Here is a 24828-nt window from a genome sequence, read left to right on the forward strand (position 1 = left end):
GCATGCAATTCAGCTACTTAAATTATTCAAAGCAGCGGGTGTTTGATTTCATCTGCCTGTGGCTACTACCTGTCGGTCTTTTATTGCTTCTATCCGACCTTTATTTTCTGCCAGGACGCAGTCTTCATCACAAGTTGTATTACGGCCTGTTCAGTATTCCGACCCTTATCGCGATCATCTTGCGGCCCAAAGAGCTGAAAGAGATTCTGCGTGACCCGATAGTCCTCGGCTTCATGTTGTTTGCCGCCTGGGCGATGGCCAGCCTGATGTGGACCAACGGCGAAGAAGACTTCATGGGTTCGCTCAAGCCGGCCTTGCACCTGCTGATGCTGTTCTGGGGCTGCGCGCTGCTGACCCGATACCGCAGTGAAAGCCTGCAACCGGTGTTCTTCGCCGCTGCTGTGATTGCCTTGGTCGCGACTGTCTATAACCTGTACATGTTCATCAGTCATTTCGCCCCGGAAGACCGGATGATCGGTGCCGGCGCATTCGACAACCCGCTGCTGAGCTCCCACGCCTTCGGCTTCTTTTGCATTTACTGGCTCACCCTGGGCATGACCTGCAAGCGCCCGCAGATCCTGTTTATCGCGATCCCTGCTTTTACCATCATGTTCGCTGCACTGCTGGCCACCGGCTCCAGAACCCCTCTGGTCGCAGTGGTCATGGCGATGGTGTGGCTGAGCTTTATCTGCTGGAACCGTCGTTCACTGGCGCTGATGAGCATGCTGGTTGTGGGCGGTATCGTGGTGATGGCGCTGTTCTCCGAAATGATCATGAGCCGCGGCAGCTCATTCCGTTTTGAGCTGTGGCAACTGGTACTGGAGCAAATCAAGCTGATGCCATGGATCGGGCATGGCTACGAGTCGACCCTGAGCCTGGACCCGGGTGCGGGCTTCTTGCTGAGCGAACCACACAACTTCGCCCTCGGCGTGCTGTATTACACCGGTATTCTGGGCTTCACGCCCTGGCTGTTCATGCAGGTCTGGGGGCTTTACAGTAGCTGGCGCCATCGCGTGCAACCGCTGTTCATCCTGGCGTCTGCCTGGCTGGTGTACGGCATTGGTGCCGGCCTGACCGAAGGCGGCGGCATACTGCCAAGGCCGAAAGAACACTGGTACCTGCTGTGGATTCCCCTGGCCCTGATTGCTGCTCTGAGCATCAACCAGCGCCTCAAGACTTTGCGCGACCGACCTGTTCGCAACCTTTCCCAGGCGGCGTTCGACACCCTTCAGGCCCATGCGCAGGTAATTGAAGAAGATGGTCTGGGCCCCAAAGTCCTGCGCCTGGAAAACGGCAACTTCCTCAAGCTGTTCCGTGGGCGGCGCTGCTATACATCCGGCAGTTTCAACCCTTACTCCGAACGTTTTGCCGTCAACAGCGAGCGCTTGCAGGACATGGGGATTGCCGCACCGAAAATCCTGGACCTGTATCAACTGAAGGATGGCAGTACGGCTGTGCTGTATCAGCCGCTGCCGGGCCAAACCCTGCGTCAGGTCATGCAGTCGATGGGTTCGCCCGCGGTTCGCCAGGCACTGGTGGAGCGTTTCGGCAAGTTCCTGGCGGTACTGCACGACAAGGGCATTTACTTCCGCTCGCTACATCTGGGCAATGTGCTGCTGATGGACGATGGCGAGTTCGCCCTGATCGATATCGCCGACATGCACCTCTACCCTTCGCCGCTCAGGATCGCCTTGCGCCAGCGCAACCTGCGCCACATGCAGCGTTACCCCGAAGATCGCCGCTGGTTGTTCGAAGAACAACTGCAGGCGCTACTCGACGGCTACGCCAGCCTGGCCGACCCGGTGGCCGTCAACAGCCTGAGCCAGCAAATCAAACAGCTGGGCACGGCAAACGCTGCAACCTGACACATCAGCGGAGCGCCCTCGGGCGCTCCCGACCACGGCCGCGATCAGTCCTGACGCTGACGGGCCCAGGTCAAGAAGCCTTCAATATCGTCACTGCACAACTGGCCGACCGCTTGCTCGATATCGGCATCCGGCCATTCCCACCAGGCAGTTTGCAACAAGGCCAGGCGCTGCTCCTCAGGGAACCTCCAGCGCAGGAACTTCGCCGGGTTGCCACCCACCACTGCATACGGTTCAACATCACGCGTCACCAACGCACCGGCCGCCACAATGGCGCCGTGGCCAATGGTGACACCCGACAGCACGGTGCTGTTGGAGCACAGCCACACATCACTGCCCACCACCACATCGCCACGGGTGCCGTTGTAATCGGTAATGTGCTGCGCCGCCTTGAGCATCGCCGGAAAGGGATACGTTGTTACCCAGTCGGCGCGATGGTGCCCACCCAAAAATATATTCACCCCTTCGGCAATCGAGCAAAAAGCCCCGATGCGCAGGGTCGAGCCTTCTTTCCAGTCATGCACCAAGGGCAGACCATAGCTGCCACGACCCATTTCGTAGTCGGGATAGCACTGCTTGAAACGGGCAACGCCCCGCTCGATTTTCGGTAATTTACGGATTGCCCGCTTGGCGCGCTTCTCCCGAAAACGTTCAATCCAGCCCATGGTGCACTCCCCGTCTCAGTCTTTTTCCAGCGGTGAAAAATACAACCGCCCCAAGCCTCGCCAGGTTTTACCCGTCCAGTGCCTGAACGGGATCTGTGCCAACAACTCACGGGCCAGGGCACGATTGCGGTTGGCCGTTTTCAGGAACATGGAGTTGAGAAACTTGTAGCGCACCTCGTCATACAACGGATGGTCACTGAAGAGCGCATAAATGCGCAAAATACTGTCGATCATGAACCGATGGTTCTTGTACGAGTTGGTGGCGTGCTTGCGATAGCGCGCCATCACCACGTTCAGGCCGTCGATAAAGTACCCGGCGTGGGTAATTTTCAGCTCGATGTACAGATCTTCAAGGCGAATGGCCGGATCAAAGCCCCCCACCTTGTCCAGCGCTTCGCGGCGGATCATCAGGGTTGGCGCTGGCGGATAAGGCTTGCGCTCAAGGAACATGTCATCGAAATCCAGACGCCTGAACGGCACGTCACGGCGCTGGCGCTTCTCCGGGAAGAGGTTGCCGTCGGCATCGATCAACTCGATATTACCCGCGCAAATACCCACTTCGGGCTTGCCATCCATGTACGCGACCTGCACCGCAATGCGGTCCGGCATCATGATGTCATCGGAGCCGAACGGCACAATCAGGCTGCCCTTGGCACGGGCAATCGCGCCATTCAGGGTGTTGGTCAGACCCTGATTCTGCTGTACCCGAAAGTCGAAACCATGCACCGCCTGCAAGCGCTCAATGCGCTCGACGCTGTCATCGGGCGAACCGTCATCGACCACCAGCAACTCAATATTGGGATAGGTCTGATCCAGAACACTCTGAATGCTCTGCTCGATATAGGGCCCGTGGTTATAGGAGGCGATGATCACCGTTACCAAGGGTTGCGAATCTGTCATGGGTGCTCCTTGCGTGCCTGGCTCAAGCCAGAGTCGATCAAATCCAGATACTGCTGACGGAACACTTCAATGTCGTGGTGCTCCTGCAAGTAGCGATACGCCTGTTCACCCTTGGCCTGCAGCGCCTGATCCGACAAGGCCAGGTACTCATCCAGCGCGGCGGTGAGTGTCGCCACATCACTGGGCTTCACGGCCAGGCCGCCAGCGCCTTCAATCAGCGGCAACATGGCCGGCACATTGGTTGCGATCACAGGCAAATGCCCGCTCATGCCTTCAAGCAGCGCCAACCCCAGGCCTTCTGCCAGCGAAGGCATGGTCCAGATATCGAAGGCGCGCACGTACTGCAGTGCGTTCTCCTGGAAACCCAGCAAGTGCGCACGGCCAGTGAGGCCCAACTGCTCGATCTGTTCGCGCAAGCGCGACTCTTCACGCCCGGCGCCAATGATTGCCAGCTGCGCTGTCGGGTATTTGTCTTTCAACGTGGCGAAGGCTTGCAGCAAGAAACGATGGCCCTTGATCGGCACCAAACGTCCCAGAGCACCAATCATCCGTGCATCCTGATCCAGGCCGAGCTGTTCACGTGCCTGCTGGCGTGGCAGCTGCAAGGCTTCGGCTTGCTCGATGTCGATGGCATTGGTAATCGCGTAAGTATTTTGCTCGGTGAAACCGCACTTGCAGTCGAGCAAGTACTGTTTGACCGCAGGTGACACGCCTACAAAACGCCATGCCTTGTCGATCAGGCGCTTGGCCTGGCTGCGACGATAGAAGCGGTCGTACTCACCAAATCCGTGGGAAATGCCCACGCACAGCGGGATTTTCAGCCAGCGGTTGAGTTGCAGCATCATGTTCACGGGCTTGAAACGGTTGCAGATCACCACATCAAACTGCTCTTTACGGCAGAACTTGTACAACGCCCACATGGCGCGCAGGCGCATGCCCTTGAGCGACTTGTCGCTGAACTCGAAATACACCGAGTGATCCGCCTTGCTCACCGGCTCGCCCGGGCCCGGACGCCCACGCAAAAAGGCCGCCGTGATTTCGTAGCGCTCTCGGGGGAGCGCGCGCACGATCTGCTCGGCGAGATCGGCAAAGTCATGGGATTTGACGTTGTAATCGGGCTGCAATTGCAAAACCTTGGAACGCTTCATAAGTCTCCCTGATGAAACCCGGTTGCATCATGTTCTTTCACTATCCAAAACAGTTCGTGACGCCGAACCGCTTTACGGAAGAATTCATTTTCGCCATAAGGCGAGGGCTTTCTACCTGCCAAGAGCTGCTGTATCGACCGCCGCACCCTGCGCTTGAGCGCGGCCCGGGGTTGCAGGTCATGCATCATGCCCAGCGCCATCGCCTTGTCGCGCTGCTGCTCAAGGGTCAACGCCAGGCTGCACGGTCGCAGGCTGAGCGAGGCATCGAACACCGGCGGCAAGGCAATGCCATCACCGCTGTTGCCCATCGGCCAACGATCGTTGTCATGCAGGTGGTTGGCGTAGCCGAGCACGGTGGACGGCTGCCATTCAAGACCCTCAAGGGCTTCAATCACGGCGGCATGGGCACAGATATGGTCAGGATGAGGGTCGATTGCCGGGTGCGGCAGCACGATCACTTCAGGGCGAGCGCGAAGGATCAACGCCCGCAAGTCAGCCAGCAGGTTATGCCAGGTCGGGGCGCCGTCCAGATCACCGGGCAGCGGGAACGGGTTGAATTGGCGGAACACGCGAATGTCGCTCAAGTCAGCCTCTCGCGAAGCCACAGGTTGATCGGGGGCCGCCTGCATGGCGGGCAATTGCAGGCAAAAATACCCCAACTGCGCGCAACGGTCTTCAGGTACGCCGGCCCAACGCGGCACGACCATGCTGTCCCAGGCGCGCAAGCGGCCTTTGAGTCGGGCTGCGTCGGCGCGTTCCAGCCCCATCTGCTGATAATGCCCGGCTTCGATTTCACCGGCGGTCAGGGTCACAATCCAGGCTTCCCTGGCCTGACTGTACAGCCCGAAAGCAGCAAGCTCGGCGTCATCGGCATGGGGAGCGATCACCATCACGCGCTGGTCGCGGTAATCGGGCTGGCGAAAAACCCACAGGTGCGGCTGACCCATGACGCGGCAAAAACGACCACGCACATGCAGTGCGTCATCGACCAGGGCCGAGCAGCAACCACTGATATTCAGATAGCGCAGGCCATTGACCCCACGCTCGAAGGTTTGCCTGTCCGCAGAGTCGCTGCCCGACAGTTGTACATACGGATCAAAAAACCGCCCCAGCCAGCCACTTTTGATCGTGATCGCCAGAATCAGGGTTTCATCGCCATCCAGTATCAACGGCTGATCAACCCTCAGCTTGTCGCCCTCAAGGCGTACCGCCGGTTGCTCAGCGTCGGCAGCAAAGTTGTACCGGTAATCGTCCTGGGCCGAATAGAACAAGTGATCGGCAAACCAGGCTTCGTGGGCTACCCAGCCCAGCACCGCCAACACCGGGACCAGCCACCAGGCCAACAGCACACCGCTGGCAATCAGCACCAGCAGGCCTATCAGCAGGCTAATGCGCTTGTTGCGCCGGTGGCGCTTGAGGAGCTGTTGTTTGCGACTCATGGGCTGGCTCATGACTTGGCTCTTGTGATTGAACTCCCGCGGGAGCGAGCCTGCTCGCGATGCAGGCACTACGGCATGTCAAAAAAACGCAGTGATACCATCGCGAGCAAGCCCGCTACCACAAGGTTTGTATGCGTATGTTTCAGACCTTGAACACGGGCACCGGGTTACACCAACGCTCTTTGTACTCACGGTCAGCCCGGCCAAACGAAAAGCGCAAAGGTTTGTCGACGCTGCGGGCCTGCTCCCAGGCTGACTGGGTATTGATAAAGCTCAACACGCTGCCAGGGCTGAATTCGCGGGTCTGAGGATCGACGCCACCATTGACGTACTCCACGCTGATCCACTCCGGGGACTCGGCTCGGTACACCAGTTGAATCGCAATCGGCGCATCATTGAGGAAAATCACCGAACCGATCAACAGTTCACGCAACAGTTCGATCACTTCGGCCATGCGTTCGGCACCGGTGGCGACAAAACCCCAGCGCCGCAGGAACAAATCGCAATAGATGCTCGCCAGCTCAACGCTGGAAAACTCCGAAACCGGGCGCACAACGCCGCCGGCCTCCTCCAGCAAACGCAATTCGCGGCGCTGGTTGTAGCGAAACTTTTTCGACAATTCTTCGGGCGTGCGGGCCATCGCCAACTGCTCGGCCTGAGGCTTCAGGGTGCTGAAGCGGCCTTCATTGAGCTGTGACAGATAACGCCCACGGTGACGCAACGGCGCTTGAGCATCCGCAGCGGCGGGCAGGATCAGTTCGGCATTGCCCAGATCGAACAGGCCTTTTTTGCCGTGACGCTTGAGCACATCCTTGGACAAGGCCAGGTCGCGCCCCCAGGTCGGGATCGCCGCCTGCAGTTCGCCGCCTTGCTCCCAGGCCAGATACCGCACCGGGATACCCGCCAACTGCGCCAGGCGCTCAACCACCAGCGGATGGGTCGCCACGCTGCCACCAAAACGCTGCCAGGCACCGGCATAGGTGTCAGCATCCACAACGCTCCAGCCGCGCTCGCGCCAGCCTTGAAATCGATTGAGCATCAGGACTCCGCAGTCAGGTCGGTGACTTGCGCCAGGCGCCAGAAGGTATCGCGCACTGCTTCATCGCTGAAGCGCTCATGCAAGCGTTCCAGCATCAGCTCGGCACAGGCCAGGCGCTGCTCGTCATCGAGTCGCGCCAGGTGCTGCAGGCCCTGAGCCAGATGTTCGGCATCGCCCAGTGGAAACAGAATGCCCACACCCTCGACCACTTCTTTAGCACCGCCACACGCGGTGGCCAGCAACGGCACGCCCGCGGCCATGGCCTCAAGCAGCACCATGCCGAACGGTTCGTGATCGGAGCTCAGCGCAAACACATCAAACGCCCGGAAATAGCGCCGTGCATCGGGTACCTGACCCAAAAACAGCACCTGCTCGCCGACCCCGAGTTCATTGGCCAGCGCTTTGAGATCTTGCTCCAGACGGCCCTTGCCCATGATCACCAACTGACTGTCAGCAGGCAGATTGGGCAACGCCGTGGCAAAACCGCGAATCAGCGTAGCCTGGTCCTTGTCCGGATGCAGGCGACCGACGTTGCCGACAATAAAACCATCGACCGACAGCCCCAGTGCTTCACGCGCCGGAGTGCCTGACAATTGATCGGCTTGAACGGTATCGATATCGATGCGGTTATAAAGCGTGTTGATTCGACCGGTCGGCCACTTGGGCAGGCACTGGCGCATGTCGTCGCGCACCGCATCCGAAACACCGAGCAGGCTCAGGCGCTTGCGAAACAGGTGGGCGAACAGTTTTCGGCTGCGCCGCTCATAGTCGCCAAAGGCATGATGCACACCGATCACCGGCAAACCGGTGGCCAACAAAGCGATATAAATCGGCTTGAAGCGGTGAGCAATGCAAAAACTGAAAGGGCGCGAAGCTGCGATCTTGCGCAGCCTGGCGATGGCGCCCAGCTTCAGGCCACGGATGGCCCTGGAGCTGAACTCCATGAACAGCACTTCATCAGAGCCACAGCCTGCAGCTACTTCAGGGTCGGCCGCCCCGGTCAGAAAGACCGTGGTGACCTTGTACCCGGTGCCGGAAAACAGGCTGGCGTACTGGCGTGCGCAGTCCAGAAACGGCCCGTCATAGCCGTGGCAGAACTGCAGCACATGACGCTCAGTCGAGCGATTCATAAGTCTCGGCGCCGTCTTTAACTACCAAAATATCTTCCATGATCAGGTACTGCAGATCGGAACCGAAGAACATGTTCAGCGCGTCCGTCGGCGAGCAGACCATCGGCTCGCCACGACGGTTGAGCGACGTGTTCAGCGACACACCGTTACCGGTCAGCACTTCGAGCGCCTTCATCATGTCGTAGTAACGCGGGTTGTATTCGCGCTTGAGCACCTGGGCACGCGAGGTGCCATCTTCATGGACAACCTCTGGCACGCGGGTTTTCCACTCGTCCGACACTTCAAAGGTGAAGGTCATGAACGGTGCCGGATGATCGACCTTGATCATCTGCGGGCCAACGGTGTCGAGCATCGACGGGCAGAAAGGCCTCCAGCGCTCGCGGAACTTGATCTGTTCGTTGATACGGTCAGCCACGCCTTCGCTGCTCGGGCAACCGATGATCGAACGGCCGCCCAATGCACGCGGACCGAACTCCATGCGGCCCTGGAACCAGGCCACCGGGTTGCCGTCGACCATGATCTTGGCGATCTTCTCCGGGGTGCCTTCGATCTTGCGATACGCAGGCTTGCCAGGGTGACGGGCACAGGCCGCGATCACATCTTCGTTGCTGTACGCAGGGCCGAGGTAGACGTGCTCCATCTTCTCGACCGGCACGCCGCGAGCATGGGACACATAGGCTGCCGCACCCACCGCCGTACCGGCATCGCCGGACGCAGGCTGCACGAACAGCTCCTTGACTTCAGGACGGGCAATGATCTTCTGGTTCAGCTTCACGTTCAACGCGCAGCCGCCCGCAAAGGCCATCTTGCCGGTCTCCTTGAGGATGTCACCCAGGTAGTGGTCGATCATTTGCAGCGACAGTTTTTCAAACAGCGCCTGCATGCTGGCCGCGTAGTGGATGTACGGCTCGTCGGCGATATCGCCTTCGCGCTTTGGCCCCAGCCACTCGATCAGTTTTGGCGAGAAGTAGAACCCCTTGCCTTTTTCTTTGTAACGACGCAGGCCGATCACGTTGGCGTATTCGGTGTTGATCACCAGTTCGCCGTTTTCAAACGAGGCCAGACGCGAGAAATCGTATTTGCTGGCGTCGCCGTACGGCGCCATGCCCATGACCTTGAATTCACCGTCCAGCATCTCGAAACCGAGGAACTCGGTGATCGCGCCGTACAGGCCGCCCAGGGAGTCAGGATCGAAGAATTCCTTGATCTTGGTGATCTTGCCGTTTTCGCCGTAGCCGAAGAACGTCGTGGCGTATTCACCCTTGCCGTCGATACCCAGGATCGCGGTTTTTTCTTTGAAACCCGAGCAGTGGTAAGCGCTGGAAGCGTGGGCCAGGTGATGCTCAACCGGTTCGATCTTGATTTTCTTCGGGTCAAAACCCAGTTGCTCAAGGCAGAACACGATCTTGTTGCGATAGCGCTTGTAGCGACGGTTGCCCATCAGGATCGCGTCAAGGGCGCGGTCCGGGGCGTACCAATAACGCTTGGCGTAGTGCCAGCGCGCCTTTCCGAACAAGCTGATCGGAGCGAACGGGATCGCTACCACATCAACGTCAGAAGGTTTGATACCCGCCTGCTCAAGGCAAAATTTTGCGGATTCGTAGGGCATGCGGTTCTTTGCATGCTTATCACGCACGAAGCGTTCTTCTTCAGCCGCCGCTACCAGCTTGCCGTCGATATAGAGGGCTGCGGAGGGATCATGGCTGAGGGCGCCGGACAGGCCAAGAATCGTCAATGCCACTGGATTAGCCTCTTTGGAATGCAGGCAGGCGGCGGGCGCCTGAACAAATAATGTGCCCCTCGCCAGGCGAGAAACAGCTAAAGAGCGGGATTATAGCGTAAAGACACCGCAAATGACCCAGCGCGATTTGCCACGCCCAGCCGCGCCAGGTCTGCTCGTAAAAGACACGGTACTCCAGACATATGTAAGCCCACCCCCACCCGCCGTTGGGATTTCCTGTGATCACACCGTCGCGTGCGACCCGCACGCTTCACTCAACAGGAAATCAGCATGCCCAGCCACCTGGAACACTTCAAAGGCTTAGAAGCCGAATGGACAAAGTTTTCTGACACTTTCCCGGATCTCGCACTCTCGCTAGACCACCGACTAAGGATGTTTTTCCCACAACTGCCCGTAGAGGCCTGCACCGACTTCCTCTACGTCAACTACGAACGGGCAGCCGAGCCGTGCCAGTCGCCCGTTATCGTCAGCCAAACCCTGAGCATGCTGATCGAGCAGTGCCACCTCACCGGCCAGGTGCCGACCTTTGTGCAAAATACAGCCCGCGTTTACAGCTATGCCTACACCCTGGACGAGCAAGATCTGGTCGCAGAGATCACCGTGCCACAACTCGAAAAATACCTCGAGTTCACCACGCGCAGTCTTGAACTATGTGTGAGGGATGCTCACCGTGACTACTGGCAAACGCCCCATGAGGAACTCGACTCCCTTACCCCGAAAAACTGGCTGTCACGCTTTGCCCTGAACCTGATCCTGTCTGAAGCAACCCTGCGCCATGAAGACAGAACCCTCAGCCCGCAAGCCATGAGCGCCATCAATCAGGTGCTCTCCCTGCCTGAACAGCCATCAACGCCAGGCGCCTACGGGTTTTACACGCTGACCTTGCATGGCCGGGCCCCTCAGCCCGCCTCGCTGTTGCACGGCGTGTTGGTGATCACCACCAGAGAGTTGCCGCGGGCTTCTGCCGACCCTCTGGACACCCGCATCGTGCAAGACCAGACCCTGCGCACGGTGGTGCTCTACACCCCCAGCACCGGGCTCGAAGCCTTCACCTCACTGGCAGCGCTGACCCAAGAGTTGAGCGCGCGACTCAAGGACGGGCGCCAGCGGGAGGCGTTACTCGATTGTGTGCTGGCAGAAGAACGTATCGGCGCACTGGCCTTTGAGCAAGTGGACTACAGCCCGGTGCCTGAGCAGCAAGTAAAGACGTTTTACAGCGAGCAACTGATCGAAAAACAGAAGCGCGACATGCGCCATGCCTGGGCATCCATGCGCACTGATCAGCCAGGCGCCACGCTTGAGCAACTGGTCGAGATGGTCGATCAATCCCTGAATTCAAGCCTGCCCATCAAGACCGCCAGCCTGTTGCGCGCCCGCTATACCCGGCTGCTGGAAATTCAGCTGCCCGAGTGGCTCAAAACAGCCTCTGAGGCCAACAAAACCAAATGGCGCCTGGCGGTCGAGCGCCTTAACCATGAGCGCGAGGCTTCAGAGGCTCCCGACACCGAACCCCTGGCAGACATCGGGCAAATCAACACCCTGCTGGGTTACGCCAGAACCCGGCTCAAGCAACAGATCAAAGCCGATCACGGCATTGATATAGACCCCGATGCGCTTTTCATCTCGACCACCGAAGCGCTGCAAACCGGCGCGGTGATTAACCCGATCACAGGCTCCGGGTTCGCCGCTGGCGCCAGCGTGGACCGAACCGGACCTACCATCACCTACAGGACCACACGACGCAGCCTGAGTGAGTTGGCGCTGTCCAATGTGGGCATATGGGATGTGACATTTGCCCTGACAGCTCAGGTCAAGGATGCCCACGGCACCCCCCACCCCACTCTCACCAGCAGCTACCTCAAGACCTTGGTACGCCAGCTCGATATTGGGCAGAACTACAAAGCCAGGCTCAACCATCTGCTGGTCAATTCCCCTCAGGCACGCTGGCGCAAGGAACATTACGTTGCCCTGCGCGCCGCACAGCTGAACCTGGACCTGCTGGAAGCCAGCATGGCGGGCACTCTGGGTGCCGAGCAGGCGGCATGGGTTGAGGCGGCACTGGATTACCCCGTTGAAAGCAGCCGCCCGCTGGTCAACGGCGCGCAGATCAAAGTCCACCTGTTGATGCTGCGTTACAAGCCACTGCCGGGCGCGCTGGTGTTCACCTCTACCGGATCGACCGACCTCGTGTGCTACTTGCCAGGCGCCCCCGACCAGCACTGGTTTGTCACTGTGCCTTCGCGCAACGAGCTGGGTCGAATCCTGTCCCGTGCTGATTTACGCACCTACGTGATGCGCCGCGTAACCACTGCCCAAAAACCGTACATCAAGCCACTGATCGAAGCGGGACTCAGCCAGAGCAACGTTCAACTGCAACCGATCAGCCATCACCTGCTTGAGGCGTCCTACGACACTGAAGCCTTGCATGCCATTCACGAGGCCGACGATCAATCGACCTCCACCTGGGAAAGCAACCTCAACACCGCCAAGGAAGCAGCCTTGACCGTGATTGATGTGGTGTCCTTCGTGCTGCCGACCAAGGTGCTGCTGCCCATCGCACTGGCACGGTTCATCTACCAGATTTATCAGGGCGTCGATGCCTTGCAGCGCGATGAAGGGCACGAAGCCCTGTTGCACTTCGTGGAGTCCATCACCCACCTGACCGACGGCGCGTCGGACTTTGCCGGCTCTGCGGTGTTTGGCCGTTCCATCCGCCAGCGTGCCAGACAGCCCGCACCAACGCTGAGTCCCGGCGCGGCGAGCCGTCACGCGGCAACAGGGCTCACCCTGCGCAGAGGTGACGAATACGGTTCTGGAATCTATGAGTTCAGCACAATGGGCGCAGGATCAGCTCATCACTACCTCAAAGACCGGCAGGGCACGCTTTACCCCTGCCGATACGACATCCTGGATGAGCGCTGGCGCGTAATTGATGAGCGCAAACCGGATGCGCGCAGCAGCCTCCCGGTGCGCGAGGTATCGGCAGGGATATGGGATGTGGACCCGACAACACCGTTGCTCAAAACCGGGATTGAGCGCGTGATCGAAAGCGCCCGTATCAGCAGCGTCAATCTCGACAGCCTCACCCCTGACGCCCAGGGCGTCTACCGCGTCAGCCACAACCGGTATATCCAGCAAGACGGCGTGGTGTTTGAGGTGTACAGCGGCTGGCTCGGCCGTCACTGGTATTTGCAACTGCCCGCAGGTTCAAGCAGCGGCGTCAGCGGCAGTCACAAACTGCGGCGTACAAGCGGTTATTGGGAAATCAAACACCGCCTGGCCGACAACACCAAACGCTGGAGCCCTTTGCTGGGTGACAGCACTCACTTGCCTGAAGCCGTGCCTGACGTTATCCACAGCGCCTACGATTTGCCTTATGAGTACAAAGCCAAAGTTCAGGATCTGGTCAAGAACAACAAGGGCTTACTGGATGCCAACTGGATTTCGCCTAATCCGGACATCACCCGCACCAGCCAGTTTTTTTCAAACTTCAGGCTCCGATTACTGGCCGACGCACGGGCTTTCTTGGCCACAAAGCCCGCAAAACCCCGTGTCACTCGCCCCGTCGTTCCAGCGGATACAAGCCCGCAGGACTTGTTCAAACACCTTTATGAGCACACCGATGGCGTCGTAGTAGGCGAAGTCCACTCCAATCAATCAGGTAAAAAACTGCTCACCACCCAAATGAGCAAGCTCGCTGAACTGGATGTGAAAGTGCTGTACCTGGAGCACCTGCAAACTGATTTTCATCAGACCTTTCTCGACGAGTTCTTTAAAACCGGAAAAATGCCGATTGTTCTGGATGAGTTCCTCAAAGCCCAGGACGCGGGTCATGGGATCAATCCCGCAAGCCCCCACACGTACAGCACGCTGGTGCGCGAGGCCAGGCGACATGGCATCGAAGTCATCGCCCTTGATTGCGCGGCCAGTTACAACCACAGGGGCCTGCACCCCGGGGCCGGTGGCCTCGCCAGCTCACCTGCCGACGTTATTCGCTATGAAATGTTCAGCTACTTTGCGTCACAGACAATCCGCGCGGACCAAGCAAAATCCGGTGCTCGCAAATGGATTGCCTTCACCGGCAACACCCACGCCAACACCTACCAGGGCGTGCCAGGCCTGGCAGAGCTTGAGGGCGCGATCGGCGTACGGGTATCCGACGTCTTCCCCGGCACCAGCCGCGGGGTGCGCATGAATACGGGGGAAGTCGTGCCAACGGATTACAGACACCGCGACTTCACCTTCTTGAAGAACGATTACTGGCTGCAAATGGATATTGCCGGCACCAAACCGCAAATCCCTGCGCTGTCCCCGACCCAGAACAATCAACGGCTCACCGCACCCGGCATGTTCAGGTTTGAAAGCGCCACGCCGGACGGCGCACACCTGATCCATCGAGCGAGCAACCACGAAATGGTGCACACCCCGGTGCAAACAGACCCTGGCGGCCAGTTTTATATCGAGCGAGCCAGCTGGATACCCGTCCACCAGAAACGTTACGACCGCCTGCAAGATCTGATAGAGAACTTGCGGGACATGAACATGACGCAGATGCAATAACCCTTCACCTGCACACGAGGGCGATCCGATATCGCCCTCGTTGCCCGGTTTTACTGGATATCCCGCCCTCAGCCGCTAAACTGCGCGCCCTCTGCTAGCCTCATCCCGTTGCCCTGGACGGGTCGCGTCACACGGAACCCCGATTTGCCCATGAAATATTTCGTACCTGCTCACGTTGCCCTGTTACTGCCTGGCCTCTGCCTGACACCCATCCTCAGCGCAGCCCCCCTTGAACTGGACCCCAGCGTCATCACCGGCTCGCGCAGCACCAGCCCGAGTTTTGACCTGCCGTACTCGGTCGACAGCATTAACCAGGAGCAAATCAAGGATGGCCAGCTAGGCATCAATGCCTCCGAGGTGCTGTCCCGCGTGCCAGGGCTGGTGGTGCAAAACCGTCAGAACTACGCCCAGGATCTGCAGATCTCGTCCCGTGGCTTTGGCGCCCGCTCGGCGTTTGGTGTACGTGGCATCAAGCTGATTGCCGATGGCATTCCAGCCAGCACCCCGGACGGCCAGGGGCAGGCGGCGACCTTCAACCTCGACACCGCCGAGCGCATTGAAGTACTGCGCGGCCCGGCAGCCACCCTGTACGGCAGCAACGCCGGTGGCGTGATCCAGATGTTCTCCCGCGACGGCGAAGGTCCGCCGCGCATTGGCGCTGAAACCCTGATCGGCAGCGACGGCATGAACAAGAACCACCTCACCGCCGAGGGCGCCACGGATGACGTGGGCTTTGTGCTTGACGCCTCGCGCATGGACACCGACGGCTACCGCGACCACAGTGCCGCTCGCCGCGACCAGACGTTTGCCAAGCTCAACCTCAAGCCCGATGAAGACAGCAAGCTGGCGCTGATCTACAGCAGCCTTGAGCAGAACGGCACGCAAGACCCGCTGGGCCAAAGCTGGGCCGCCTACAAGGCCGACCCGCGCTCGGTAACGCCAAACGCCCTGACCTACAACACCCGTAAAAGCATCGACCATCAACAATTGGGGATGAACTACGAGCGCTATATCGGCGACGCGACCCTGCAGGTCAATGCCTATACCGGCACCCGGAGTGTGATTCAGTATCTGGCGATCCCCAAAGGAACGCCGGGTAACGAACAGGGCGGCGGCGTCGTTCAATTCGATCGCAAGTTCTACGGCGGCAGCCTGCGCTGGTTGCAACCGGTGTATGGCGTGCCTGGGGACCTGACCCTGATCGGTGGCCTGGATTTCGACCAGAGCCAGGACAGCCGTCACGGCTATAACAATTATCTGGGCAACCAATTGGGCGTCAAAGGCGCACTGGTGCGCGACGAAGTGGACACCGCCCGCAGCCTCGACCCGTATGTGCAGGCCAACTGGGCGCTGGACAACTGGACCGTGCAGGCCGGCTTGCGCTACAGCACCATGGAAATGGACGTCGATGATCAATTTTTGAGCAACGGCGACGACAGCGGCACCAAACGCTATGAAAAAGCCACGCCGTCGATGAGCGTGATGTACGCCTTCACTCCAGAACTGCACGGCTATGTCAGCGCGGGCAAGGGCTTTGAAACGCCGACACAGGCCGAATTGGCGTACTCGCCCAGCGGTCGAGGCTTTAACTTCGGCCTCAAGCCCTCCGAAAGCACTCAATACGAGATGGGCCTGAAAGCCCAGCTAAACAACACACGGATCAACGCGGCGGTGTTCCAGATCACCACCGAAGATGAACTGGTGGTTGCAAGCAATACAGGCGGACGAACCACCTACCAAAACGCCGGCCGAACCTTGCGCCGGGGCTTTGAACTGGGCGTAGAAAGCCAGCTGGCCGAGCATTGGACCTCAACCCTGGCCTATACCCGTCTGCAAGCGACCTACGACAGTGACTTTGCCAGCACCAAAGGCACGGTCGACAAAGGCAACTACTTGCCCGGTGTTCCACAGACCACGCTGTTTGCCGAAGTGAACTGGAAACCGGTGGATTGGCTCAGCACCGCCGTTGAAGGCATGTACCGCAGCAAGGTGTATGTCGAAGACACCAACACCGCCAAGGCAGCTCCGGCCTACACCGTATTCAACTGGCGGGCCAAGTTTGAGCAGAAGGTGGAACACTGGACCTTCCACCAGACGTTGCGCCTGGACAACCTGCTGGACCGTCAGTACGTGGGTTCGGTGATCGTGGCGGACGGTAACAGCCGCTTCTACGAAGCCGCGCCGGGACGGTCGTGGTATGCCGGAGCCGGAGCCCAGTACAGCTTCTGACAGCACGGGCACGCTCCTGTGTGAGCGGGCTTGCTCGCGATGGCATCAACGCGGTCAGCCTGACAGGCCGCAGCGCTTGCATCGCGAGCAAGCCCGCTCTCACAAAGTCTTAGCCAAGGTCTTTGGGCAAGCGCCCGTCAATCAGCTGATACAACGCACTGTCCACCGGCCAGTTGCGCATGAAGCGCGCCCGGTCACGGGCGTAGGCGGTGGCGAAACTCCTCAGGCTGGCGTGCTGGCACATCGAGTCCAGATCGATCAATGCCCAACGGCCATCATCCCAGAACACGTTATGCCCCTTGAGATCACCGTGACTGATGCGCTCGCGGATCAAGTCGGCAAATAGCTGATCCAGCGCCTGAAGTTCGGCTTCCGGCGCATCCCCCCGCTCAACATAGGGCGCAAAACGCTCGATGATGTCCGGCCCCGGCAAAAACGCTGTCACCAGATACGCCTTGCCCCGCAACCACAGAAAACGGGTTTCCAGCAGTGCCAGCGGCTTGGGCGTGGCAATGCCCAGTAACGCCAGTCGATTGCCCTCGCGCCATGAGTGCCAGGCACGGCTCGGGCGCCAGAAGCGTTTAAGCCAGTGGGCAAAACCCTTGATGTTGTAGCGTTTGACCACCAGGGTGCGGCCCGCCACTTCAACCTTGCCGACACTGGCCGCGCCACCGGTTTTATACAAGTGGCCCTGATCCAGCAAGGCATCGGCGTGAGCCAGAACCGGCAGCATCGCGGGCTCTTCTTCACGGCGAATCGCACGCAGGACAAAGGCGGTGCGCTCAACGCTGAACAACGAGCAGTCGCGACCCACCTTGTTCAAGAAATCATTCAGGCGCCAGGCACGAACCTTCTCGATCTGCTTGAGCAGCGCTTCGAGCGGCAAGGCGTGCTCACCATTGCTGAGCAGGTAATGCACCAGCAATTCTTCGATAAATGGCTCAAGGCTTTTAGGCAACTGAGCGAAGAACACGCCGAGGTTTTCCAGGACTTTTTGTCGCGACAGCGGCTTGCCGGCTTCTTCGACGCAAATACCCGCGCCATCGATCAAGTACAGTTTGGCGCCCTGACGCAACAGGTTGTCCAGGTGCAGGTCTTCCTGCCACAGGCCCTTGAGGTGCATCTGGCCAATGGCAGCCAGCGCCTGGGCCAGTACGGCCACTTGCTCATCTGCCAAAACCGGCAACGACTGCACCGCGCCCCAGGCGTCACCCAGGCTCTCGGCATTTTCCAGAAACTCGAACAGCAACCAGCCGCCCTCGCCTTCCTGCAAACCATCAGCCAGCAACTTCGGCGTGGTCAAACCCTGATCAGCCAGCAGGCGCACACCCGTCAACTCTCGCTGGAAGTTGCGCGCAGCCTTGCTCCCAACCATCAATTTGGCCAGCACCGTACGCCCGCGCCACACCCCGGCGCCTACGTAACGCTGCCCGGGCAAAACCCGCAACAAGCTCAGCAGTTGCAATTGCGCAGGCCCGGCCGCGTCGGCCAGTTCGATACTCAGCGGCAAGCCCGGCGCACGACCCGCCTTTTGCAGTTCGGACAAACGCATCAGCGCGCTCCCTTGTGGCTGCGACGCACGTTCAGTCGCGCCAGCCAGGCATCCACCAGACCACTGTCGACAGGCTGATCCAGATAGGCAGCGAGCAAGACCCGCACCTCGGCATCGCTCCAGGCATGGGCACGACGCAGCAACGGCTCGATGTCCTTGACCCGATCACGCTGGCCCAGCAACAAGGGCCGGGTTTTCTCCAGATCGATCAATTGGGCGCGATAACCCAAGCCGTCAGCCTGCAAGAAAATGTGCTTGGGATAAAAGCAGCCATGCACCTGACGCGCAGCGTGCAGGCGACGCGCCAACAGGCCGCATTCACGCAAAATTGCCTGCTGCTGCTCAGGGGTCAGTTGCGGCCATTGTTCAAGCAACGAATCGAGGTCATTCCAGCCATCCAGCGCACGGGTCATGAGCACCGCGCGATGTTCGCCAGGCACTTTTCGCTCGCCAAAAAACACCGCTTCCAGCGCCGGAATACCCATTTGCTGATAACGCTGAATATTACGAAATTCGCGGGCGAAGCTCGGCTCGCCGAATGGCCGGTGCAGGGTACGGGTCAGGTAGTTGCTTTGACGCTTGAGGTAAAAGCCCTGGCCTTCGAGGTCCATGCGAAACACGCTGCTCCAGCCACCACCGCTGGTGTTGGGCTCGTCCACGGCTTCCAGTTGCACAGCCCACAGCGCATCGAAGTCGGCCAGTCCGTTGCGCTCAAGCAAAGCCCGATCCGCATCCGCTAAAAAATCAGTCATTCCCGGCCCTCAAAAAAACGCACGATATGGCGAACACGTTCCTTGTCCGCCGCATTGAGCGTAGTGCGCCCGGTGTATTGGAAATAAAAACGCAAACGCTGGGTGTAGGACAAATGGTACTTGGCCACTTTGTCGAGGCACGCCAGGTCTTTGGTGATGCGGTATTTGAGCCAGAAACCGCGCCAGAAATCACCGTTCGGGCAGTCGATCAAAAACAGCTTGGGCTGATCGTCGACCAGCAGGTTTCGCCACTTCAGATCGTTATGGGTAAAGCGGTGGTTGTGCATGATCCGGGTGCATTTCGCCAACTGGCGGCTGACGCAGTCGACCCAGGCACGGTCCTTGAGCAACGGATCATGGTGGTCTGCCAGTTCGGACAAATCGCGGGTATTGGGCAGCTCACGGGTGATCATGGCGCCACGGGAGTAGGCAAAGCCACTGCGCTCAAGGCCCCATGCCACGACTTCGGCGGTGGGAATGCCCCACTTGTCGAAACGCTTGAGGTTCTGCCATTCGGATTTGACCCGAGGGCGGCCCAGATAGCGACGCAAGCCCTTGCCCGCACCGGTATAGCGCTTGACGTAATAATTGACGCCATCGCGCTGCACACGGATCACTTCCGAAAGAGGATCGCGGGTCAGGTGCTCGCCCTGGAGGGCAAATACCGCTTCCAGACTGCCAAAATCAGAAGCGAGTGCGCTGTAAGCGGGTTCAAGATTCCAACCCGCCATTACAGTGCATCCCCATAACGTAGTTTGCGTTCATAAAGCTTGCTCGCCTTGCCTTCCAGCCACGCCAGCAGGCGGGCTTCTTCGCGCAGGATCTGACGCAGCGGCATCTGGAAGTAACCCCGCAGGAAGCGCAGCTTGTCCCGTTGGGTCAGGCCAATGTCCAGTGCCGAAAAGTACAGCGCGGCCAGGTCCTTGTTGCGCCAGCGTTTGCTGATGACCGGTCGAACCTGGGCACGGTGCAGGTCAATGACCGACAGGCGGAAATCCTTGGCCGTGACCGGTTTGTCGGTGTGCAACAAAAAGTGGCAGATGTAGCAGTCGCGATGGTTAACCCCGGCGCGGTGCATCATGCCGGTCATGCGCGCCACTTCGGCGATCAGTCCATGCTTGAGGGCTGGCTGTGGCGGCTGCTTGATCCAGTTGAGACTGAAGTCTTCGAGGCTGACCGTAGGTGCCAGCTCTTCGGTGATGATGAACGAGTGCTGCCCCGCCGGATTACTGCCCTTTTCGCCATACGCGACGGCGGTCATGGTGGGTACGCCGACTTCGTGAAGACGCTTGATAGCCCGCCATTCCTGGCCCGCGCCCAGCACTGGCAACTTGGCCGTGAGCAGGTTTTTGAACACCTCACCCCAGCCAATGCCACGGTGGATTTTCACAAAATAACCGCGGCCCTCGACTTCAGTACGCAAAGTACGTCGGCCATCCAGTTCGCGGTAAACCTCGCCCTCCAGGCGCTCGACTTCGGTGAACGCATCGCGTCCTGCCCACAAGCTCTTGAACGGTTCGGCAAGAATCAGTTTCATCAGTGTTGCTCCGCCAGAATCACATCCGCAGCGTGCTGCGGCATGCTGTAGAGGTCGGCCGTCTGCGCGTAGGCCAGGCCGTTTTGGCTCCAGGCCGCGCGCGCAGCATCGTCGGACAACATGTGTGTCAGGTATTCATTGAGTTGCGCCTGCTCGAACGGCTCGTCCAGTACACGGCCGCAATCGGCGTCGCTGATGTAATGGGCGTAGCCACAGACGGCGCTGACCAGCACCGGCAACCCTGCCACCAGCGCTTCAAGCAGCACGGTGCCGGTGTTTTCGTTATAGGCCGGGTGAATCAACAGGTCAGCGCCCAGCAGGAAGCGCGGGATATCGCTGCGCCCCTTGAGGAACTGCACGTGATCGCCCAGCCCCAGCGTGGCGCTCTGTAATTGAAAGACTTTGGGATCGTCCTGGCCAATGACAAACAGCCTGGTGCGCTTTTTAAGCTCGCCCGGCAACGCCGCCAGGGCTTTAAGGCTGCGATCGACGCCTTTGGTCTTGAACCCGGAACCGATCTGCACCATCAGCAGGTCGTCGTCTGCCAGGTTGAATTCACGCCGGAACCCGGCGCGAATCTCGGCCGCATTGGCGGGCGCGCGACGGTCCAGGGCAATGCCCGGCGGCAACAGGTGGAAGCGCTCAAGCGGCGTATCGTAATGCTTGATAAACAGCGGCTGCTGGACTTCGGAAATCATCAGGATTTCAGTCTTGGCGTTCTTGTCGAACACCGCCCGCTCGTATTCGGCAAAGTGTTTGTAACGCTTGAAGAAGCGATAGAACGAATGGCGCAGGTTTTGCGCCTTGTCTTCAAAACAGCCGTCGGCCGCGTAGTACACGTCCAGCCCCGGCATTTTATTGAAGCCGACGAGGCGGTCCACCGGGCGTTTGGCCAGGTCGGCCTGCATCCAGGCGAGCATTTTTTCGTTGCGGGTATGGTTGTGGAACGCCTTGACCGGCGCCACCAGCACTTCAAAACCGGGGGGAATGTCACCCTCCCAGATCATGGTGTAGACGCGAATTTGATGGCCGCGTTTCTGGCACTCCAGCGCAATGCGCATGAAATCGCGTTGCAGCCCGCCAAACGGGAAATATTTGTACAGCACAAAAGCCAGTTGCATCAGCGCAGTTCCTCAGCCAGTAACAACGTGCTTAATCGACTCGCGACACGCTCAGGGTTCAAACGGGTGAAGCACAACGGCCACTCGTTTTTCAGATCAAACCGCTGCTGGTCCTGTGCAGTCGGAGTGTAGGTGCATTTTTTCTGCAGGCACGGTGCGCACGGAAAATCGCTGGCCAGGTGGATTTGCACCTTGCCATAAGCACCGGTCAGGCCCGGATTGGTGGGGCCAAACAGGGAGATGGTCGGCACATCCAGCGCCGCCGCCAGATGCCCCAGCCCGGTGTCGACCGCGACACAGGCGCTGGCGCTGGCCAATACCTTGGCAACCCCCGCCAGATTCAGCTTGGGCAGCACCACTGCGTTGCTCAGACCGCTGGCAATGCGCTCGGCACGGGCCTTCTCTGCCGGGTTGCCCCAGGGCAAACGCACTTCGACACCCATGTGCCCCATCCGCAGGGCCAGGTCACGCCAGTACACTTCGGGCCAGTGCTTGGTGTCCCACGTGGTGCCGTGCAAGAACAATACGTAAGGCTTCTTGCGCGGTAATTCAATCAGGCGCTCAACGTCGAGGCCATAATCACCCAACCCTTTGGGCAGGTCGTAGCCCAGCGCCACGGCAAACAATTGGCGTAAACGCTCGACCGCGTGCTGCCCGCGAGCCACCGCCAGACGCCGCTGATAAAAGCGGCTGGCCAGCGGTTCACGGGCAGAGTCTTTATCCAGACCGGCCACCGGGGCGTTTACATAGCGGGTCAGCCAGGCACTTTTGACCAGGCCCTGGGCATCGATCACCAGGTCGTATTGCTCGGCGCGCAGGCTTTGCTTGAAGCGACGCCACTCACCGCTCTTGATGGTTTCCCAGATATTTTTGCGCCAACGGCGAATCGCTACCGGAATAACCTTGCCCACTGCCGGGTGCCAGGTCGGAATTTCGGCAAAGCCTTCTTCCACGACCCAGTCAAACGTGATGCCCGGAATCGCCCGCGCCGCATCGGTCAACGCGGGCAAGGCATGGATCACATCCCCAAGGGATGAGGTTTTGACCAACAGAACGCGCACCTAGTTGACCTCGACCGGTGAGCCCTGCAAACGCTGCAAGGCTTCAACCACAGGCTGCGGCATCAGTTCGCGCAGGCAGTTGTAGTGGCCAAAGCGGCAGGTGCGATCAAAACACGGGCTGCACTCGAGCCCCAGGCGCACGATTTCGACCTTGTCGGCCAACGGCGGGGTAAAACCCGGCGATGTGGAGCCGTAGACCGCCACCAGCGGGCGGTTCAGCGCAGCAGCCACGTGCATCAGCCCGGAGTCGTTGGACACCACGGCATCGGCGCACGACAGCAAATCAATGGCCTCGGCCAGCGAGGTCTCGCCGCTCAGGTTGACCGACTCTTCACGCAGCCCGGGGATCAACCGCGAGCGGATGTCTTCGCCCACAGCGTGATCGTTTTTGGAGCCGAACAACCACACCTGCCAGCCTTCGCGGATCTTTTGCTCGGCAACTTTGGCGTAGTGCTCGGACGGCCAGCGCTTGGACTCGCCAAACTCGGCACCCGGGCACAGCGCCAGCACCGGGCGGTCCAGTTCCAGGCCAAATTTTGCCAGTGCGCCGGCACGGCTTTGCGGATCGATCTGCAAGGCCGGGCGCGGATAAGGCCTGGGCAGGTCGGCACCCGGCTCATAGGCCAGCGCCATGAAACGCTCGATCATCAACGGGTAGCGTTCTTTGTCGAGCTTGCGCACATCGTTGAGCACGCCATAACGAAACTCGCCACGCCAGCCGGTGCGCTTGGGGATGCCCGCAAAGAACGGCACGAGGGCTGATTTCAGCGAGTTGGGCAGCAAGATTGCCTGATCGTATTGGCCCTTGAGGGACTTGCCGATCTTGCGTCGCGTGGCCAGTTCAAGCGCGCCGTGGCCGAGCGGAAAGCTCAAGGCCTTGCGCACTTGCGGCATGCGCTCAAGGATGGGCCGGCTCCACTCGGGGGCCAGCACATCGATTTCGCACTGCGGGTGGCGCTGCTTGAGGCACTGAAACAGTGTCTGCGCCATCACCATGTCACCGACCCAGCTGGGCCCAACGATCAAAATATTCATAAGTTTCCATAAACAAGCAAGGGAGGCATTCGCCTCCCTGCTGTAGTGCCATATCGCTTTATTTGACCAGTGTACGCCACTCTGGGTGATCCGTTGTCTTGCCGGTCACCAGGTCGAAATAGGCTTTTTGCAGTTTTTCGGTGATCGGGCCACGGCGGCCGATACCGATATGACGCCCGTCGACTTCGCGAATCGGCGTCACTTCAGCGGCAGTGCCGGTGAAGAACGCTTCGTCGGCGATATACACCTCGTCGCGGGTAATGCGTTTTTCAACAAACTTGTAACCCAGCTCGGTGGCCAGGGTCAGGATCGTGCTGCGGGTGATGCCGTTCAGGCAAGCCGTCACGTCCGGGGTGTAAATCACGCCATCCTTGACCAGGAACACGTTCTCGCCCGAGCCTTCGGCCACGAAACCTTCCGGATCCAGCAACAGCGCTTCGTCGGCACCGCCGGAAATCGCTTCCTGCAGGGCCAGCATCGAGTTGATGTAATGACCGTTGGCCTTGGCCCGGGTCATGGAAATGTTCACGTGGTGACGGGTAAAGGAGCTGGTGCGCACCTTGATCCCGACTTCCAGCGCTTCGGCACCCATGTAGGCACCCCAGCTCCACGGCGCGATGATCACGTGGACCTTGAGGCCAGTGGCGCGCAGGCCCATGGCTTCGGATCCGTAGAACACCATCGGGCGGATGTAGGCGCTGTCGAGGTTGTTTTCGCGCACCGCAATGCGGGTCGCTTCGTTGATTTCGTCTTTGCTGAACGGGATCTTCATGCCCATGATGTGGGCCGAATCGAACAGGCGGTCAGTGTGCGCCTGCAAGCGGAAAATCGCCGCGCCCTGCGGGGTTTCGTAAGCGCGTACACCTTCAAACACGCCCATGCCGTAGTGCAATGTATGGGTCAGCACGTGCGTCGTAGCATCACGCCACGGCACCAGCTTGCCGTCATACCAGATCACACCATCACGATCAGCCATCGACATCATTACGCTCCTCAAAGAATCCAGCACCCGCGCCACGAGGCGTCAGGCAAATTGGACGGACCTTATGGACCC

18 protein-coding genes are annotated in these 24828 nt (G+C 59.6%); 3 read left to right on the forward strand and 15 right to left on the reverse strand.

Annotated features, from left to right (window positions below; translation table 11 throughout):
• Positions 1-2: 2 nt before the first annotated feature.
• On the forward strand, positions 3-1865 hold the full coding sequence (locus tag AACY07_RS11220) for an O-antigen ligase family protein (RefSeq protein ID WP_339474835.1): 1863 nt from the start codon (positions 3-5) through the stop codon (positions 1863-1865).
• A 44-nt stretch (positions 1866-1909) separates the two neighbouring features.
• Here the strand turns inward: AACY07_RS11220 and AACY07_RS11225 are convergent, their stop codons facing one another.
• The 7 genes from AACY07_RS11225 to AACY07_RS11255 all read right to left on the reverse strand — a co-directional run bounded on the left by AACY07_RS11225 (position 1910) and on the right by AACY07_RS11255 (position 9927).
• Positions 1910-2530 (reverse strand): CatB-related O-acetyltransferase, encoded by a 621-nt coding sequence (locus tag AACY07_RS11225; RefSeq protein WP_339474837.1) that lies wholly within the window; start codon positions 2528-2530, stop codon positions 1910-1912.
• A 15-nt stretch (positions 2531-2545) separates the two neighbouring features.
• Positions 2546-3430 (reverse strand): glycosyltransferase, encoded by an 885-nt coding sequence (locus tag AACY07_RS11230; protein WP_219262150.1) that lies wholly within the window; start codon positions 3428-3430, stop codon positions 2546-2548.
• Positions 3427-4578, reverse strand: coding sequence for a glycosyltransferase (locus tag AACY07_RS11235; protein ID WP_133076679.1), 1152 nt, complete (start codon positions 4576-4578; stop codon positions 3427-3429). The genes AACY07_RS11230 and AACY07_RS11235 overlap by 4 nt, the downstream gene beginning before the upstream one ends.
• Complete coding sequence (locus AACY07_RS11240; protein ID WP_339474839.1) at positions 4575-6017, reverse strand: PIG-L deacetylase family protein; 1443 nt, start codon at positions 6015-6017, stop codon at positions 4575-4577. Before AACY07_RS11240 ends, AACY07_RS11235 begins: the two co-directional genes overlap by 4 nt.
• A 142-nt stretch (positions 6018-6159) precedes the next feature.
• Positions 6160-7056, reverse strand: a complete 897-nt coding sequence (locus AACY07_RS11245) for an antimicrobial resistance protein Mig-14 (RefSeq protein WP_133076681.1) — start codon at positions 7054-7056, stop codon at positions 6160-6162.
• Positions 7056-8186, reverse strand: a complete 1131-nt coding sequence (locus AACY07_RS11250) for a glycosyltransferase (protein ID WP_339474840.1) — start codon at positions 8184-8186, stop codon at positions 7056-7058. Before AACY07_RS11250 ends, AACY07_RS11245 begins: the two co-directional genes overlap by 1 nt.
• Positions 8170-9927 carry a carbamoyltransferase family protein gene (locus tag AACY07_RS11255; protein ID WP_133076683.1) on the reverse strand — a complete coding sequence of 586 codons (1758 nt, stop codon included), beginning with the start codon at positions 9925-9927 and terminating at the stop codon, positions 8170-8172. Before AACY07_RS11255 ends, AACY07_RS11250 begins: the two co-directional genes overlap by 17 nt.
• Positions 9928-10197: 270 nt before the next feature.
• Between AACY07_RS11255 and AACY07_RS11260 the strand changes: the two genes are divergently transcribed.
• Together AACY07_RS11260 and AACY07_RS11265 are read left to right on the forward strand one after the other, a co-directional pair.
• Positions 10198-14487, forward strand: a complete 4290-nt coding sequence (locus tag AACY07_RS11260) for a membrane-targeted effector domain-containing toxin (protein ID WP_339474841.1) — start codon at positions 10198-10200, stop codon at positions 14485-14487.
• A gap of 150 nt (positions 14488-14637) precedes the next feature.
• Positions 14638-16716 carry a TonB-dependent receptor family protein gene (locus AACY07_RS11265; RefSeq protein WP_339474843.1) on the forward strand — a complete coding sequence of 693 codons (2079 nt, stop codon included), beginning with the start codon at positions 14638-14640 and terminating at the stop codon, positions 16714-16716.
• Between the two features lie 109 nt (positions 16717-16825).
• On the opposite strand, the gene AACY07_RS11270 is transcribed toward AACY07_RS11265, so the two are convergent.
• The 8 genes from AACY07_RS11270 to AACY07_RS11305 are packed head-to-tail and all read right to left on the reverse strand — an operon-like array spanning position 16826 to position 24756.
• Positions 16826-18268, reverse strand: a complete 1443-nt coding sequence (locus tag AACY07_RS11270) for a lipopolysaccharide kinase InaA family protein (RefSeq protein ID WP_339474844.1) — start codon at positions 18266-18268, stop codon at positions 16826-16828.
• Positions 18268-19020 (reverse strand): lipopolysaccharide kinase InaA family protein, encoded by a 753-nt coding sequence (locus AACY07_RS11275; RefSeq protein WP_339474845.1) that lies wholly within the window; start codon positions 19018-19020, stop codon positions 18268-18270. Before AACY07_RS11275 ends, AACY07_RS11270 begins: the two co-directional genes overlap by 1 nt.
• On the reverse strand, positions 19017-19751 hold the full coding sequence (locus AACY07_RS11280) for a lipopolysaccharide kinase InaA family protein (RefSeq protein WP_019825369.1): 735 nt from the start codon (positions 19749-19751) through the stop codon (positions 19017-19019). Before AACY07_RS11280 ends, AACY07_RS11275 begins: the two co-directional genes overlap by 4 nt.
• Entirely contained in the window at positions 19751-20557 is an 807-nt protein-coding gene (gene rfaP, locus AACY07_RS11285) for a lipopolysaccharide core heptose(I) kinase RfaP (RefSeq protein ID WP_339474846.1), read from the reverse strand. The genes AACY07_RS11280 and rfaP overlap by 1 nt, the downstream gene beginning before the upstream one ends.
• Positions 20557-21678 (reverse strand): glycosyltransferase, encoded by a 1122-nt coding sequence (locus AACY07_RS11290; RefSeq protein WP_133076690.1) that lies wholly within the window; start codon positions 21676-21678, stop codon positions 20557-20559. The genes rfaP and AACY07_RS11290 overlap by 1 nt, the downstream gene beginning before the upstream one ends.
• A complete protein-coding gene (waaC, locus tag AACY07_RS11295; RefSeq protein WP_219262157.1) occupies positions 21678-22739 on the reverse strand; it encodes a lipopolysaccharide heptosyltransferase I in 1062 nt (353 codons plus the stop codon). Before waaC ends, AACY07_RS11290 begins: the two co-directional genes overlap by 1 nt.
• Positions 22740-23774: a lipopolysaccharide heptosyltransferase II gene (gene waaF, locus AACY07_RS11300; RefSeq protein WP_339474847.1), complete on the reverse strand. Its 1035-nt coding sequence runs from the start codon at positions 23772-23774 to the stop codon at positions 22740-22742.
• 58 nt (positions 23775-23832) lie between these two features.
• A complete protein-coding gene (locus AACY07_RS11305; RefSeq protein WP_019825360.1) occupies positions 23833-24756 on the reverse strand; it encodes a branched-chain amino acid transaminase in 924 nt (307 codons plus the stop codon).
• Positions 24757-24828 lie beyond the last annotated feature (72 nt).

The organism is Pseudomonas sp. RL_5y_Pfl2_69 (genome assembly GCF_963970465.1).
In the GTDB taxonomy this organism is placed as follows: Bacteria; Pseudomonadota; Gammaproteobacteria; order Pseudomonadales; family Pseudomonadaceae; genus Aquipseudomonas.

Excerpts from the sequence above, each read along its gene's own strand:
- AACY07_RS11220 (WP_339474835.1), top strand. The coding sequence starts at position 3 with ATGCAATTCAGCTACTTAAATTATTCAAAGCAGCGGGTGTTTGATTTC.
- AACY07_RS11225 (WP_339474837.1), bottom strand. The coding sequence starts at position 2,530 with ATGGGCTGGATTGAACGTTTTCGGGAGAAGCGCGCCAAGCGGGCAATC.
- AACY07_RS11230 (WP_219262150.1), bottom strand. The coding sequence starts at position 3,430 with ATGACAGATTCGCAACCCTTGGTAACGGTGATCATCGCCTCCTATAAC.
- AACY07_RS11235 (WP_133076679.1), bottom strand. The coding sequence starts at position 4,578 with ATGAAGCGTTCCAAGGTTTTGCAATTGCAGCCCGATTACAACGTCAAA.
- AACY07_RS11240 (WP_339474839.1), bottom strand. The coding sequence starts at position 6,017 with ATGAGTCGCAAACAACAGCTCCTCAAGCGCCACCGGCGCAACAAGCGC.
- AACY07_RS11245 (WP_133076681.1), bottom strand. The coding sequence starts at position 7,056 with ATGCTCAATCGATTTCAAGGCTGGCGCGAGCGCGGCTGGAGCGTTGTG.
- AACY07_RS11250 (WP_339474840.1), bottom strand. The coding sequence starts at position 8,186 with ATGAATCGCTCGACTGAGCGTCATGTGCTGCAGTTCTGCCACGGCTAT.
- AACY07_RS11260 (WP_339474841.1), top strand. The coding sequence starts at position 10,198 with ATGCCCAGCCACCTGGAACACTTCAAAGGCTTAGAAGCCGAATGGACA.
- AACY07_RS11265 (WP_339474843.1), top strand. The coding sequence starts at position 14,638 with ATGAAATATTTCGTACCTGCTCACGTTGCCCTGTTACTGCCTGGCCTC.
- AACY07_RS11270 (WP_339474844.1), bottom strand. The coding sequence starts at position 18,268 with ATGCGTTTGTCCGAACTGCAAAAGGCGGGTCGTGCGCCGGGCTTGCCG.
- AACY07_RS11275 (WP_339474845.1), bottom strand. The coding sequence starts at position 19,020 with ATGACTGATTTTTTAGCGGATGCGGATCGGGCTTTGCTTGAGCGCAAC.
- AACY07_RS11280 (WP_019825369.1), bottom strand. The coding sequence starts at position 19,751 with ATGGCGGGTTGGAATCTTGAACCCGCTTACAGCGCACTCGCTTCTGAT.
- rfaP (WP_339474846.1), bottom strand. The coding sequence starts at position 20,557 with ATGAAACTGATTCTTGCCGAACCGTTCAAGAGCTTGTGGGCAGGACGC.
- AACY07_RS11290 (WP_133076690.1), bottom strand. The coding sequence starts at position 21,678 with ATGCAACTGGCTTTTGTGCTGTACAAATATTTCCCGTTTGGCGGGCTG.
- waaF (WP_339474847.1), bottom strand. The coding sequence starts at position 23,774 with ATGAATATTTTGATCGTTGGGCCCAGCTGGGTCGGTGACATGGTGATG.
- AACY07_RS11305 (WP_019825360.1), bottom strand. The coding sequence starts at position 24,756 with ATGTCGATGGCTGATCGTGATGGTGTGATCTGGTATGACGGCAAGCTG.